The 14,143-nt window shown below is 55.9% G+C and carries 10 protein-coding genes; 2 read left to right on the forward strand and 8 right to left on the reverse strand.

The features are described from left to right. Positions 1-10 precede the first annotated feature (10 nt). Both cysI and cysJ read right to left on the reverse strand, forming a co-directional pair. Positions 11-1,726, reverse strand: coding sequence for an assimilatory sulfite reductase (NADPH) hemoprotein subunit (cysI, locus tag CKQ53_RS01815; RefSeq protein WP_094118435.1), 1,716 nt, complete (start codon positions 1,724-1,726; stop codon positions 11-13). Further along, complete coding sequence (gene cysJ, locus CKQ53_RS01820) at positions 1,726-3,543, reverse strand: NADPH-dependent assimilatory sulfite reductase flavoprotein subunit (RefSeq protein ID WP_094118434.1); 1,818 nt, start codon at positions 3,541-3,543, stop codon at positions 1,726-1,728. Before cysJ ends, cysI begins: the two co-directional genes overlap by 1 nt. A gap of 350 nt (positions 3,544-3,893) precedes the next feature. On the opposite strand from cysJ, the gene queD reads away from it, so the two are divergent. Continuing rightward, on the forward strand, positions 3,894-4,259 hold the full coding sequence (queD, locus tag CKQ53_RS01825; protein WP_085653748.1) for a 6-carboxytetrahydropterin synthase QueD: 366 nt from the start codon (positions 3,894-3,896) through the stop codon (positions 4,257-4,259). Positions 4,260-4,299: 40 nt separating this feature from the next. Here queD and queE read toward each other — a convergent pair whose 3' ends face one another. Continuing rightward, positions 4,300-4,971, reverse strand: a complete 672-nt coding sequence (queE, locus tag CKQ53_RS01830) for a 7-carboxy-7-deazaguanine synthase QueE (RefSeq protein WP_085653749.1) — start codon at positions 4,969-4,971, stop codon at positions 4,300-4,302. Between the two features lie 182 nt (positions 4,972-5,153). Between queE and CKQ53_RS01835 the strand changes: the two genes are divergently transcribed. Then, complete coding sequence (locus CKQ53_RS01835; RefSeq protein ID WP_085653750.1) at positions 5,154-6,140, forward strand: MBL fold metallo-hydrolase; 987 nt, start codon at positions 5,154-5,156, stop codon at positions 6,138-6,140. A gap of 307 nt (positions 6,141-6,447) precedes the next feature. Here CKQ53_RS01835 and eno read toward each other — a convergent pair whose 3' ends face one another. From eno to rlmD, 5 genes are all read right to left on the reverse strand, one after another. After that, a complete protein-coding gene (gene eno, locus CKQ53_RS01840; protein WP_085653751.1) occupies positions 6,448-7,749 on the reverse strand; it encodes a phosphopyruvate hydratase in 1,302 nt (433 codons plus the stop codon). Between the two features lie 80 nt (positions 7,750-7,829). After that, positions 7,830-9,467, reverse strand: a complete 1,638-nt coding sequence (pyrG, locus tag CKQ53_RS01845) for a glutamine hydrolyzing CTP synthase (protein ID WP_085653752.1) — start codon at positions 9,465-9,467, stop codon at positions 7,830-7,832. 224 nt (positions 9,468-9,691) lie between these two features. After that, entirely contained in the window at positions 9,692-10,486 is a 795-nt protein-coding gene (gene mazG, locus CKQ53_RS01850; protein ID WP_094118433.1) for a nucleoside triphosphate pyrophosphohydrolase, read from the reverse strand. A 65-nt stretch (positions 10,487-10,551) separates the two neighbouring features. Then, positions 10,552-12,783, reverse strand: coding sequence for a GTP diphosphokinase (gene relA, locus CKQ53_RS01855; protein ID WP_094118432.1), 2,232 nt, complete (start codon positions 12,781-12,783; stop codon positions 10,552-10,554). A 15-nt stretch (positions 12,784-12,798) separates the two neighbouring features. Continuing rightward, entirely contained in the window at positions 12,799-14,127 is a 1,329-nt protein-coding gene (rlmD, locus tag CKQ53_RS01860; RefSeq protein WP_118894585.1) for a 23S rRNA (uracil(1939)-C(5))-methyltransferase RlmD, read from the reverse strand. Positions 14,128-14,143 lie beyond the last annotated feature (16 nt).

Genomic DNA, 14,143 nt, shown 5'->3' on the forward strand with positions numbered 1-14,143 from the left:
GGCTCTCCTCTTAGTCATAGAAATCGACAGCGGGGTCGAGCACCGGTTTGATGATGTGGGCACGAATGGCGAAATCGCCAAATCCTTCGCCCGCTTCGCGCTCCTGCGCCCAACGCCCTACCAACTGGTCGATTTCGCTGAGGATGTCAGCTTCGGTGATATTTTCCCGGTACATACGCGGAATGCGCGTCCCTTCCCGGTTGCCGCCGAGGTGCAGGTTGTAACGGCCGATGGCTTTTCCCACCAGCCCGATCTCCGCCAGTAGCGAACGTCCGCAACCATTCGGGCAGCCGGTCACTCGCAGGACGATGTGCTCATCGCCGACGCCGTGCTGCTGCATGATCCCTTCTACCTTTGTGACAAACTGCGGCAGGAAACGTTCGGCTTCCGCCATCGCCAGCGGACACGTCGGCAGCGAAACGCAGGCCATCGAGTTTTTACGCTGTTCGCTGACCGAATCGTCAATCAGCCCATGCTCGCGCGCCAGCGCTTCGATTTTCGCTTTATCGCGCGTGGCCACGCCCGCCACAATCAGGTTCTGGTTGGCGGTCAGGCGGAAATCCCCTTTGTGGATTTTCGCGATTTCGTTCAGCCCCGTTTTTAGAGGACGGCCCGGATAGTCGAGGATGCGGCCATTTTCGATAAACAGCGTCAGATGCCACTTATTGTCGATGCCTTTCACCCAGCCGATGCGATCGCCGCGGCCGGTGAATTCATACGGACGGATCTCTTCGAACGTGACGCCAGAGCGGCGTTCCACTTCCTGCTTGAACGTGTCGACGCCGACGCGCTCCAGCGTGTACTTGGTTTTGGCGTTCTTACGATTGGTGCGGTTGCCCCAGTCGCGCTGCGTGGTGACCACCGCTTCCGCGACCGCCAGCGTCTTCTCGACGGGGATATAGCCGAACTCGCTGGCAGTGCGCGCATAGGTCGCCTTGTCGCCGTGAGCGATGGACAAACCGCCGCCTACCAGCACGTTGAAGCCAATCAACCGGCCGTTCTCGGCGATTGCGACAAAGTTCAGGTCATTCGCGTGCAGATCCACATCGTTCTGCGGCGGGATCACCACCGTGGTTTTGAATTTTCGCGGCAGGTAGTTCGATCCCAGAATCGGCTCTTCATCCGTCGTCGCAATCTTTTCCCGATCGAGCCAGATCTCGGCATAAGCGCGAGTCTTCGGCAACAGGTGTTCGGAGATCTTCTTCGCCCAGTCGTACGCCTGCTGGTGCAGCTCGGACTCAGCGGGGTTGGACGTACACATCACGTTACGGTTGACGTCGTTCGCCGTCGCCAGTGAATCCAGCCCCACATCATGCAGCAGCTGATGCGCCGATTTCAGGTTGGATTTCAGGATGCCGTGAAACTGAAACGTTTGACGGTTGGTAATACGGATACTGCCGTAAATCGTCTTGGCCTTGGCGAAGTCATCGATCGCCCGCCATTGCTCTGGCGTCATGACGCCGCCCGGCAGACGGCAGCGCAGCATCATCGCATGACGTGGCTCCAGCTTCTGCGCGACGCGTTCGGCGCGAATGTCACGGTCATCCTGTTGGTACATCCCGTGGAAACGGATCAGCAAAAAGTTGTCGCCGGTAAAACCACCGGTCAGGCCATCGTTAAGATCGTCTGCGATCGTACCGCGCAGAAAGTTGCTCTGCTGTTTTAGACGCTCCGCATCGGTGAGTTTGCCTTCTACCACCAGCGGGCCAGAATATCTCTCGCTCATTAGTACACGTCTCTCTGATAGCGCCGCTCAAGCCGCAGCTCGCTTAAAAATTCATCCGCCTGTTCGGCATCCATCCCGCTCTGCTCGGCAATCACTGCCAACAGCGCCTGTTCGACATCTTTCGCCATTCGGTTGGCGTCGCCGCACACGTAAATATGCGCGCCATCCTGGATCCAGCGCCAGACTTCCACGCTCTTCTCACGGATGCGATCCTGAACGTAAATCTTATGCGCCTGATCGCGCGACCAGGCCAAATCGATGTGGGTCAGCAGCCCGTCTTTGACGTACCGTTGCCACTCCACCTGATATAGGAAATCTTCAACAAAGTGCGGATTGCCGAAGAACAGCCAGTTTTTACCCTCGGCGCCTTCCGCTTCACGCTGCTGCATGAAGGCTCTAAACGGCGCGATGCCCGTCCCGGGACCAATCATGATGACCGGCGTATTCGGGTTCGCCGGCAGGCGGAAGTTATCGTTATGCTCAATGAAGACGCGAACTTCGCCGTCTTCTTCCAGCCGATCGGCCAGGAAACCGGAGGCGCCGCCGGTGCGCTCCCTTCCCTCATAGGCGTAACGGACGACACCGAGCGTGATGTGCACTTCATTGTCGACCTCTTCCTGCGATGAGGCGATAGAGTAGAGACGCGGCGTCAGCGGACGCAGCCAGCTAACCAGCTGTTCCGGCGTCAGTTCGGCGGGTGCCGATCGCACCATATCCACTAGCGGCGTCTGCTGCGCATACTGCTGTAGCGCGGACTTATCTCCGACCCGTGACTGAAGCGTTTCATGTCCCGACAGCACGGCATATTTCTCTACCAGCGGCGCCGTATTTTGCGTCAGCTCCAGATGCCGTTGCAGGGCCTCGGCGAGCGGCAGCGTCTCACCAGACACCGTCACCGTTTCGTCCCCTTTCAGCTTCAGCAGCCCCAGCAATTCCTCAACCAACGCCGGATCATTCTCGTACCACACGCCCAGCGCATCGCCGGGACGATAGCGCAAACCTGACTCACCCAAGTCGATTTCCAGGTGGCGCACGTCTTTATCCGAGCCGCGGCCGGTGATCTTTTGATTGACCGACAGCGCGGCGGTATAAGGCGTTTCTTTGCCGTACGGGCTCGCGGTAATCTCATCCACCGCGCCCACTGCCGCTGTCTGGACAGCGGCCGCGTCCTGCGCCTGATGGCGAGACTTCAGCGTTTCCGTCAGCCGTTTCCGCCACTGCTCCGCCTCAGGTTGGAAGGCCACGTCAGCATCCACACGGTCTAGCAGGCGTTCCGCCCCCAGTTCCGCCAGACGACTGTCGAAATCTTTACCGGCTTTGCAGAAAAACTCGTACGAGGAGTCCCCCAAGCCAAAGACCGCGAATGCGGTGCCATCTAAGGTCGGCGCTTTTTTGGAGAACAAGTACTTATACAATGCCACGGCTTCTTCCGGCGGTTCACCTTCGCCCTGCGTCGATGCCACAACGACCAGCAGTTTCTCCTGAGCAATTTGCTTAAATTTGTAATCGCCCGCGTTGACGAGCGTGACCGGCAACCCGGCCGCCAGCAGATCGTCCCGCGTCTGTTCAGCAACCCGACGCGCATTCCCCGTCTGAGACGCCGAAATCAGCGTGATCGCCGAAGGAGCAGCGGCGGGTGCGCTGGCTGTCGCCATCGCGCCGGTAGAAACGCCTGCGGGCTGCTGAGAAATCCCCCAAAAATAACCGGATAACCAGGCAAGCTGGGTGGGTGAGAAATCACCGGTTGCCGCCTGCAGGCGCGCAAGTTGCTCCGCGCTCAGAGGGAGTAGCGAAGTCGGAGAAACCGGATTAGTCATTGTGATACGTTTTCCTTGTTCAGGTCGCTGGCGCCAATGCCGATTTGGTGCGGTACAAAGTTGAATGGGTTATTAAGGTAGCGACCCCCATCTTAACAATTAAAGAAATGATGGAAATATCAAATAACCAAAATGACTAAAGGGTTTTTTATATACGCTTTACCACAAAAAGTGATATAGGCCGAAAAATAGAATAAGCATCTGATTGTTAACAATAAAAAACCAATGCCGGCGTCGAAAACCAAATGATAAAAATTACTATTTACGCTTCTTTGCGGCGGAAAATAGCGCAAAGGCGCACTTTCCGGTAGTATGCGTCGGTTTTTTCAGGTCATATGAGATTCACCGTCATGCCAACCATGCTGTTTAAAGATTTTCAGTTTGAAGCCGCTCATCGGCTTCCCCATGTTCCAGACGGACACAAATGTGGCCGGCTGCATGGCCACTCATTTATGGTTCGACTGGAAATTACCGGCGAAGTCGATGCCTATACCGGCTGGGTGATGGATTTTGCCGAACTGAAAGCCATCTCTCGTCCGATCTGGGAGCAGTTAGATCACCACTATCTGAATGAAATTCCTGGGCTGGAAAACCCGACCAGTGAAATTCTGGCTCAGTGGATTTGGCAGAGATTGAAACCGATACTGCCGCTGCTGACCGCCGTCCGGGTCAAAGAAACCTGTACAGCGGGCTGCGTATATCGGGGAGAGGAATAATCGTCGCCTGACCCGCACGGACGCACCGGTCAGGTCGTCGTCAGGCTATGTTCAGGTACTTGTGGGTCTGCATGGATAAACGCCAGTTGCGCGCTATGCAGGTAGCAATGCACAACCGAGTCGCTTCTTCTTTCTGGCTGATAGGCTGTAACGCGATGACCCGCGCCTTATCATCATCCAACCGGTTTAACAGCGTATCCAACGTTTCGATATCACGCTCCCGCGCCACCGGATGTTTAATCTCATCCGCCCGCTGCAGGGCCTGATCGATGACGACCATTCCGCCGCGCATATTTACCTTTGGAGAGACCGTAACCCAGCAGTGGGTTGAGCAGCGGATTTCGTGCGTCCCGCTGGTTTCGATTTGTGTACTGAAACCCAACGCTTCCAGTCGCTGAGTCAGCGTCGTCAGATCGTGGATACAAGGCTCGCCGCCGGTGATCACCACATGCCGGGCGGTATAGCCCAGCCGCGTCATATGGCCAACGATATCCTCCACGCTGGCCGAGCCCCAGGCATCGCTCTCCGTCGTTTTATCGACGATCTGCTTTAGCGGAATTTCCCGCTCCGGGCGCTTCTCCCAGGTATGTTTGGTATCACACCAGCTGCACCCCACCGGGCATCCCTGTAAACGGATAAACACCGCGGGAACGCCGGTAAAATAGCCCTCTCCCTGTAAGGTCTGGAACATTTCGTTAATCGGGTACTGCATGTTTTTCCACTGTAGCGGTTGCGTAAAAGATCATTATCGCAGATCGTCGATGCGTCGCCAAACAACCGTCGTCATGAGCCGGATAGGTTTCGATTGAGTCATCGCTCATGTCCGGTTAATAATCGCCATTTAGTGCTAGGCTTTACCCAGTAAAAACCCGAAAACTACAAGGAACGAAAGACATGAGTTCGCTGAAATCTCTGACGTTGTGTTTAATGACGCTGTTCGCCGTTCCCGCGATGGTGAATGCCCAAGCCGTCCCACAGGTGAAAACCCAGCCGGGCTACTACCGACTGATGCTGGGGCAATTTGAAGTGACTGCGCTCTCGGATGGCACATTTACGATGCCGATGGGAACGCTGCTGGCTCGCACTCCGGCTGATATCATTAAACAAAAGCTGGCAGATGACGCGCTGGACGCCTCCGCCGTCGAAACGTCCGTTAATACCTTCCTAATCAATACCGGCAAAAATCTGGTTCTGATCGATACCGGCAACGGCGAAAAAGCAGGCGCGCCGGTGGGCCGCCTTCTGGGTAATTTGAAAGCCGCCGGTTACCGTCCGGATCAGGTCGATACCGTGATCCTGACTCACCTGCATGGCGATCATATCGGCGGGCTGCTGACCAACGGCAAACCGACCTTCCCCAATGCCGCGGTCTACATCAGCAAAACAGACAGAGATTACTGGCTGAGTGAAGCGAACCTGCAAAAAGCGCCAGCCGACGGCAAAGAGGCTTTCCAGCTGGCACAAAATACGTTTCAGGTCATCAATGCCGCGAAGAAAATGAAAGTGTATAGCGGCAACGATCGGATCGTGCCGGGGATCACCGCCCTGCCGCTAGCCGGACATACGCCGGGACACTCCGGACTGTGGGTAGACAGCGATGGCGCCAAGCTGCTGGTATGGGGCGATATCATTCACGCCGCCGCCGTTCAGTTCTCGTTGCCGGCAACCACGATCAGCTTCGACTCTGATATGGATACCGCTGCGAAAAATCGCGCTTCCATTCTGGCCGATGCCGCTGATAAAGGTTACTGGGTCGCGGGCGCGCACATCAGCTTCCCCGGACTGGGCCACGTCAAAGTGCTGAAAGACAGTGATGGCAAGCCGAACGGCTATCGCTGGGTTCCGGCCAACTACAGTCTGTCCGGGCTGGCAGGACAGTAATACGACGCCACGGCAGGGAGTACGCTCTCCCTGCCATATCCCCCCTCCTCCTCTTCACCTTTTCATTCGCTCCTTTACTCAAGGCTGACGGCATGACGACAGCGGCGGGTTATCGCGTTGAGAAAGGCATGAAAGAGGAAGTCTTTGTTCAGGAAAGCCGATCGGCGAAAACATCTCGTGCCCAAGCGGGCTTCTGACACAGGCAAAAAAAAATCCGGAGGCGCATGACACGCTTCCGGATTTATTTTCAATCCTACCGGAGTCTGAACGCTATTCGGCGTCAGACTCCTGAGAAGAAAGGGGGCGATTAAGCCTGGCCTTTCACTTCTTTCAGACCGTTGAACGGCGCTTTAGCACCCAGCGCTTCTTCGATACGAATCAGCTGGTTGTATTTAGCAACACGGTCAGAACGGCTCATAGAACCGGTTTTGATCTGGCCAGCAGCAGTACCTACAGCCAGGTCAGCGATGGTCGCATCTTCAGTTTCACCAGAACGGTGAGAGATAACGGCAGTGTAGCCAGCGTCTTTCGCCATCTTGATTGCAGCCAGAGTTTCGGTCAGAGAACCGATCTGGTTGAATTTGATCAGGATGGAGTTAGCGATGCCTTTGTCGATACCTTCTTTCAGGATCTTGGTGTTGGTCACGAACAGGTCGTCGCCCACCAGCTGGATTTTGTCGCCCAGGACTTTAGTCTGGTAAGCAAAACCGTCCCAGTCAGATTCGTTCAGGCCATCTTCGATGGACACGATCGGATACTGTTTGGTCAGTTCTTCCAGGTAGTGAGTGAATTCCTGAGAAGTGAAGGTTTTGCCTTCGCCTTTCAGTTCGTAGTTACCGGTTTCGTTGTTGTAGAACTCGGAAGCGGCACAGTCCATAGCCAGAGTCACGTCTTTACCCAGAACGTAACCGGCTTTTTCTACGGCTTCTTTGATGGCAGCCAGCGCAGCAGCGTTGGATTCCAGGTTCGGTGCATAACCACCTTCGTCGCCGACTGCAGTGTTCATACCTTTGGCTTTCAGAACTTTAGCCAGGTTGTGGAACACTTCAGAACCCATGCGGATGGCTTCTTTAACGGTTTTCGCGCCAACAGGCTGAATCATGAATTCCTGGATGTCGACGTTGTTGTCAGCGTGCTCACCACCATTGATGATGTTCATCATCGGCAGCGGCATGGAGTACTGACCCGGAGTGCCGTTCAGTTCAGCGATGTGTGCGTACAGCGGCAGGCCTTTAGAAGCGGCAGCAGCTTTAGCAGAAGCCAGAGAAACGGCCAGGATAGCGTTCGCGCCGAATTTGGATTTGTTTTCAGTACCGTCCAGATCGATCATGATCTGATCAACGTTAGCCTGGTCTTTAGCATCTTTACCCAGAACAGCCTGTGCGATCGGGCCGTTAACAGCGGCAACAGCTTTGGTCACGCCTTTACCCAGGAAACGAGATTTGTCGCCATCACGCAGTTCCAGCGCTTCGCGGGAACCCGTAGAAGCACCTGACGGTGCAGCAGCCAGACCTACGAAACCACCTTCCAGGTGAACTTCAGCCTCAACGGTCGGATTTCCGCGTGAGTCGATGATTTCACGGCCAATGACTTTAACAATTTTGGACATTAGATTTTCCTCAGTACAAGTTAAACTAAAACCTCAGACGAACAACGCGCGACCTTGGGACGCGCGTTGCTGACAAAACCCTATTTTTCCTGACGTTTCTGGTACGCTCCCGCGGCTTTCACAAAGCCGGCGAACAGCGGATGTCCATCACGCGGTGTGGACGTAAATTCCGGATGGAACTGGCACGCCACAAACCAAGGATGATCAGGGATTTCAACAATCTCTACCAGTCGACGGTCGGCGGAATAACCAGCAACACGTAATCCCGCCGCTTCAATTTGTTTCAACAACATGTTGTTGACTTCATAACGATGACGATGACGCTCAATAATCGTCGGTTCGCCATACAGGCTACGCACCAGGCTGCCTTCGGTCAGATGGCATTCCTGCCCGCCGACGCGCATGGTACCGCCGAGATCGCTCTCTTCGCTACGCACTTCCAGGTTGCCTTCGGCATCACGCCATTCGGTGATCAGCGCCACGACCGGGTATTTACATTCCGGGACAAACTCGGTGGAGTTTGCGCCTTCCATGCCCACCACGTTACGGGAAAACTCCATCAGTGCGACCTGCATGCCCAGACAGATACCCAGATAAGGGATCTTGTTCTCACGAGCATATTTCGCGGCCATGATTTTGCCTTCCACGCCACGGTAGCCGAAACCACCCGGCACCAGAATAGCGTCTAAATCTTTCAGGACTTCGACGCCGCGGCTTTCCACATCCTGCGAGTCGATGAACTTGATATTCACGGTCAGACGATTTTTCAAACCGCCGTGCTTCAGCGCTTCGACAACGGATTTATAGGCATCCGGCAGTTCTACGTACTTACCGATCATACCGATAGTCACTTCGCCGCCCGGGTTGGCTTCTTCGTAAACGACCTGTTCCCATTCTGACAGGTTCGCTTCCGGGCAGTCCAAGCTGAATCGTTTACAAATATAATCGTCCAGCCCCTGCGATTTCAATAGCGACGGAATTTTATAAATGGAATCAATGTCTTTAAGCGATATCACCGCTTTTTCCGGCACATTGCAGAATAATGCAATTTTCGCGCGTTCGTTCGCGGGAACCGTGCGATCGGAACGGCAAATCAGCACATCCGGCTGAATACCGATGGACAGCAGTTCTTTCACTGAATGCTGCGTCGGCTTGGTTTTCACTTCGCCTGCGGCCGCCAGATAAGGCACCAGCGTCAGATGCATAAACAGGGTATGTTCACGGCCGACTTCCACCGCCATCTGACGAATCGCTTCAAGGAACGGCAGGGATTCGATATCGCCCACCGTACCGCCGATTTCGACCAGCACGACATCGTGGCCTTCGCCGCCTTCGATGATGCGCTCTTTGATCGCGTTGGTGATATGGGGAATAACCTGAATGGTCGCACCCAGATAATCACCACGGCGCTCTTTGCGCAGGACGTCAGAATAGATCCGTCCGGTGGTGAAGTTATTGCGGCGCGTCATTTTAGTGCGAATAAAACGCTCATAGTGGCCCAGGTCGAGATCGGTTTCGGCGCCATCTTCGGTGACGAACACTTCACCGTGCTGCGTAGGGCTCATTGTCCCCGGATCCACATTGATATACGGGTCCAGTTTCATGATGGTCACGTTGAGGCCGCGGGCTTCGAGAATAGCCGCCAGAGAGGCTGCGGCAATGCCTTTACCCAGAGAGGATACGACCCCGCCGGTCACAAAAATATAATTAGTTGTCATGCTGAACCTGAGAGTTTAGGTTTAAGGATGATGGAAGACCAAGACGGGAAAGTAGTATACCCGAACCTGATGGGCGCCACAAATGTTCGTTTTGCCAAATATCGGATAGACATCCTGTCCATGACCGCCGCTACCTTGCGGAATAGCGGCGAAACATCTTCCTGAAAAATCATACTGATAAATCAAAATATGTGAATTATCAGCCATTTCAGACCTAAAATCCCTTAATGTCCTTTTTCTTCACGTTTTACCTGCTGCCAGGCGGCCTCCATTTCCTCAAGACTGGCTTCAGAAAGTGTTTTCCCTTTTTCACTAATGATTTGCTCTACCTGACGAAAACGGCGGCAAAATTTACGATTTGCGTCCTGCAGTGTGATTTCCGCTTTATGGCCCAAATGTCGCGATAGATTGACCGCGGCGAAGAACATATCGCCCAGCTCTTCCCCCAGGCGATCCTGATCCACCACCGCCTGTTTCGCCTCGTACATGACCTCATCGATCTCTTCGTACAGCTTATCGACAACCGGGCCCAGCGTCTTCCAGTCAAACCCGACCGCCGAGCAACGCTGCTGAATTTTTTGCGCCTGCATCAGCGCAGGCAACGCTTCCGGAATGTCGTCGACCTGTGAATGAAGCGCCTTTTCAGCTCTCTCTTTAGACTTGGTCTGCTCCCAGTTTTTCAGGGCGTCATCCGCAGTCGGCGCGTCGGCCCCGGCAAAGATATGCGGATGACGCCGCTCCAGTTTGTCGCTGATAGCGTCGCAAACGTCGGAGAAATCGAAAAGCCCCTGCTCCTGCGCCATCTGGGCGTAGAACACCACCTGAAACAGCAGGTCGCCCAGCTCGCTGCGCAGATCGTCGAAATCCTTACGGCGAATGGCGTCCAGCACTTCGTAGGTTTCTTCCAGCGTATAGGGAACAATCGAATCGAAGGTTTGCTTGCGATCCCACGGGCAACCGCTCTGCGGATCGCGCAGCTGCGTCATAACGTTGAGCAGTCGGGAGATGGATGAGGACATAACGTTTCCTGGTTAAGGCAAAAAATGGGCGGGCAACGGGCCCGCCCAGGTTATCGGACTGCGGCTCAGTTGCCCTGCTGACGACGCGCGTCAATCACATCAGGGAGCTGATTCAGCTTGGCCAGAACCCGGCCCAGCACCTGCAGGTTGTAGATCTCGATTTCCATATCGATCGTCGCGAGCTGCTGTTTGACATCGCTGCGGCTGGAGACGCCAAGCACGTTGACCTTCTCGTTGGCGAGAATCGTCGTGATGTCGCGCAACAAGCCGCTGCGGTCGTTGGCGGTGACACGCACCACCAGCGAGTATCCGCTGGAGTAACTTTCCCCCCAGACCGCATCCACCACGCGCTCCGGCGCATGACCACGCAGCTCGTCCAGCTGTTCGCAGTCCGCCCGATGGATAGAGATCCCGCGTCCTTTGGTGATGAAGCCGACGATATCGTCGCCGGGGATCGGCTGGCAGCAGCGAGCGATGTGATGCATCAGGTTGCCGACGCCTTCCACCACGACACGCCCATTGTCTTTGCTGGCACGCGTCGGCGCAGGCGTCTTCTGGGTGAGTTGGCGCAGCGCTTCACGATCCTGCTCTTCCGCGCTCGGCTGATTAACCTTGGACTGCAAGAAATTGACGACCTGATTCAGGCGAATGTCGCCGCCGCCAATCCCGGCCAGAAACTCGTCCATCGAATTGATGTTGTAACGCGGGAGCAACAGCTTCTCCGCCATCTTCTGGCTCAGACCCAGATTTTCCAGCTCGTTGTCGAGGATCTGTTTGCCCGCCAGGATGTTTTTATCGCGATCCTGTTTACGGAACCAGTTGTGGATCTTGGAACGCCCGCGGCTAGTGGTGACATAGCCCAGATTCGGATTCAGCCAGTCCCGGCTCGGGTTCGGCTGTTTCTGGGTGATAACTTCTATCTGGTCGCCCATTTGCAGCTGATAGGTAAACGGTACGATGCGGCCGCCCACCTTGGCGCCGATGCAGCGGTGCCCGATATCACTATGAATGTGATAAGCGAAATCCAGCGGCGTCGAACCGGTTGGCAGATCGATGACATCGCCTTTCGGCGTAAAGACATAGACGCGATCGTCGAAGACCTGACTGCGCACTTCGTCCAGCATTTCGTCCGAATCCGCCATCTCCTCCTGCCAGGCCAGCAGCTTACGCAGCCAAGCGATCCGCCCCTCGTAACCCGATCGGCTGGTGGTCGATGCGCCTTCTTTATACTTCCAGTGCGCGGCGACGCCCAGCTCGGAGTTCTCATGCATGTCGCGGGTACGGATCTGGATTTCGAGCGTTTTACCGCGCGGCCCCAGCACCACTGTGTGAATGGACTGATAACCATTGGGTTTCGGGTTCGCCACGTAATCGTCGAACTCATCCGGCAGATGGCGATAGTGGGTATGTACGATCCCTAGCGCGGCGTAGCAGTCTTGCAGACGCTCCACCACGATCCGCACGGCGCGGACGTCGAACAGTTCGTCGAACGACAGGGATTTTTTCTGCATCTTGCGCCAGATGCTATAGATGTGTTTCGGGCGGCCGTAGACATCGGCTTTCAGCCCGTCTTTTTCCATCGCCTGACGCAGGCTGGTCACGAAATCGTCAATATACTGTTCGCGATCGATGCGCCGCTCATGCAGCAGGCTGGCGATGCGTTTGTACTCTTCGGGATGCAGATAGCGAAAGCAGAAATCTTCCAGCTCCCACTTCAATTGACCGATGCCCAGCCGGTTCGCCAACGGCGCATAGATGTTGGTACACTCTTTCGCCGCCAACACCCGTTCTTCTTCCGGGGCATCCTTCACTTCGCGCAGGTGGGCGATGCGTTCCGCCAGTTTGATGACGACGCAGCGGAAATCTTCCACCATCGCCAGCAGCATCCGCCGGATGTTATCCACCTGCTCCGAGGCGACGGAGTCGTGCTGCGTCGCCTTTAGCTGGCGGATTGCATCCATATCTCTGACGCCGTGCACCAGATTGGCAATGTTCTGGCCGAACGCGTCTTTCAGTGTTTCTTCTTTGACGACGTCCGCTTTCACCAGCGGGAACAGCATGGCCGCCCGTAGGCTATCGTTATCCATGCTCAGGGTGGAGAGGATCTCCACCATTTCGATGCCGCGCCACAGCAACAGCAGCGCATCCGGATGATCTTTCGTCTGCTGTTCACAGTAGCGCCAGGTTTCTTTCAGGCGCTCGCATGACTGCTGGTTGGCGATCCCCAAAGACGCGATCCACACATCGGGTTCGAATTCGCCTTCGGTATTTAAATGTGCACTTCTTACCGCAACCATAAATTCTCCCTTTCTTTACCGATCACCGGCGCCGGGCAGGAACAACGCCATGGATTCAAGATGCCCGGTGTGTGGAAACATATCCAGCATCGCTATCCGCGCCAGGCGATAGCCAGCGGCCAATAGCACTTTGCTGTCTCGCGCCAGCGTGGTCGGGTTGCAGGATATGTAGACCACGCGCTCAGGCGCCAGTTTCACGATGTGAGACATCACGCCCGGCGCGCCGGCGCGGGCCGGATCGAGCACAATTTTGTTGAACCCCTGCGATGCCCACGGCTGCCGGGTGACGTCCTCTTCCAGGTTATGATGAAAGAATTCGGCGTTGGATAAACCGTTGCGTCGGGCATTTTCCTGTCCCTTGGCCACCAACGCCGGCACGCCTTCCACGCCGACGACGTCGGCGGCCCGCCGGGCCAGCGGCAGCGTAAAATTGCCCATACCGCAAAACAGGTCAAGCACGCGGTCCTGCGGCTGTACGTCCAGCCAGGACAACGTCTGACTGACCATTTGCCGATTGATGACGTCGTTCACCTGAATGAAGTCCCGCGGACTGAAGGCCAGGGAAAGGTCGTCAATTCGGTATGACGGCATGTCGCCGTGCAGACACTCCAGCGTGTCTGTCTCACCGGCGAGAAACAGCGATATTGACCGCTCGCGCGCTAGCGTCAGCAGCGCCTGACGGTCTGCGTCGCCAAGCGGGTCGAGGTGACGCAGAATCACCAGCGGCCCTTCGTCAGCGAGCACCAACTCGACATGGCCGAGGCGTCTTTTGGCCTGAAGACCGCTAAGGCACTCGTGCAGCGGCGTCAGCAGCGCTTCCAGCTCGGAGCACAGTATCGGACAGTGACGCACATCCACCAGATCGTGCGAAGCCGCCTGGCGATACCCCATCTGCAATCGCTGTGATTTAGCCTGAAAGTATAACCCAAGCCGGGCGCGACGTCGGTAGGCATAGGCCGGGCCGCTAATGACGTCTGGAGAGGGGACGGTCCCCCCTGTTTCTCTCTCCATCAGCCGTATCAGCGCGCTGGATTTACTGCGCTCCTGCAACGACTGACTGGCATGTTGCTGCTGACAGCCGCCGCAGACGTTGTAATGCGGGCAGCGTGGATCGACCCGTTCTTCGCTTTTGCTCAGCAGCTGCTTCAGGCTCGCCCGGGAAAACTGTTTTTTATCCTCGGTCACCTGGACTTCGGCCTGTTCCCCCGGCAACGCGCCGGCGATGAAGATCGTTTTCCCCTGATGACGCGCCACGCCTTGACCGAACGGGTCGAGGTCATTGACCGACACGGTGATGCGTTGACGGGTCGTCACACGCCGTTTTGGGGAGTAGAATTGCGCCATATAAGTGTGATGTCAT

Source organism: Lonsdalea britannica (genome assembly GCF_003515985.1).
In the GTDB taxonomy this organism is placed as follows: Bacteria; Pseudomonadota; Gammaproteobacteria; order Enterobacterales; family Enterobacteriaceae; genus Lonsdalea; species Lonsdalea britannica.

What these genes read in the sequence shown, in the direction of transcription:
- mazG (WP_094118433.1), bottom strand. Translation starts at nt 10,486, where the DNA reads ATGTCCTCATCCATCTCCCGACTGCTCAACGTTATGACGCAGCTGCGC.
- cysJ (WP_094118434.1), bottom strand. Translation starts at nt 3,543, where the DNA reads ATGACTAATCCGGTTTCTCCGACTTCGCTACTCCCTCTGAGCGCGGAG.
- relA (WP_094118432.1), bottom strand. Translation starts at nt 12,783, where the DNA reads ATGGTTGCGGTAAGAAGTGCACATTTAAATACCGAAGGCGAATTCGAA.
- eno (WP_085653751.1), bottom strand. Translation starts at nt 7,749, where the DNA reads ATGTCCAAAATTGTTAAAGTCATTGGCCGTGAAATCATCGACTCACGC.
- cysI (WP_094118435.1), bottom strand. Translation starts at nt 1,726, where the DNA reads ATGAGCGAGAGATATTCTGGCCCGCTGGTGGTAGAAGGCAAACTCACC.
- CKQ53_RS01835 (WP_085653750.1), top strand. Translation starts at nt 5,154, where the DNA reads ATGAGTTCGCTGAAATCTCTGACGTTGTGTTTAATGACGCTGTTCGCC.
- rlmD (WP_118894585.1), bottom strand. Translation starts at nt 14,127, where the DNA reads ATGGCGCAATTCTACTCCCCAAAACGGCGTGTGACGACCCGTCAACGC.
- pyrG (WP_085653752.1), bottom strand. Translation starts at nt 9,467, where the DNA reads ATGACAACTAATTATATTTTTGTGACCGGCGGGGTCGTATCCTCTCTG.
- queD (WP_085653748.1), top strand. Translation starts at nt 3,894, where the DNA reads ATGCCAACCATGCTGTTTAAAGATTTTCAGTTTGAAGCCGCTCATCGG.
- queE (WP_085653749.1), bottom strand. Translation starts at nt 4,971, where the DNA reads ATGCAGTACCCGATTAACGAAATGTTCCAGACCTTACAGGGAGAGGGC.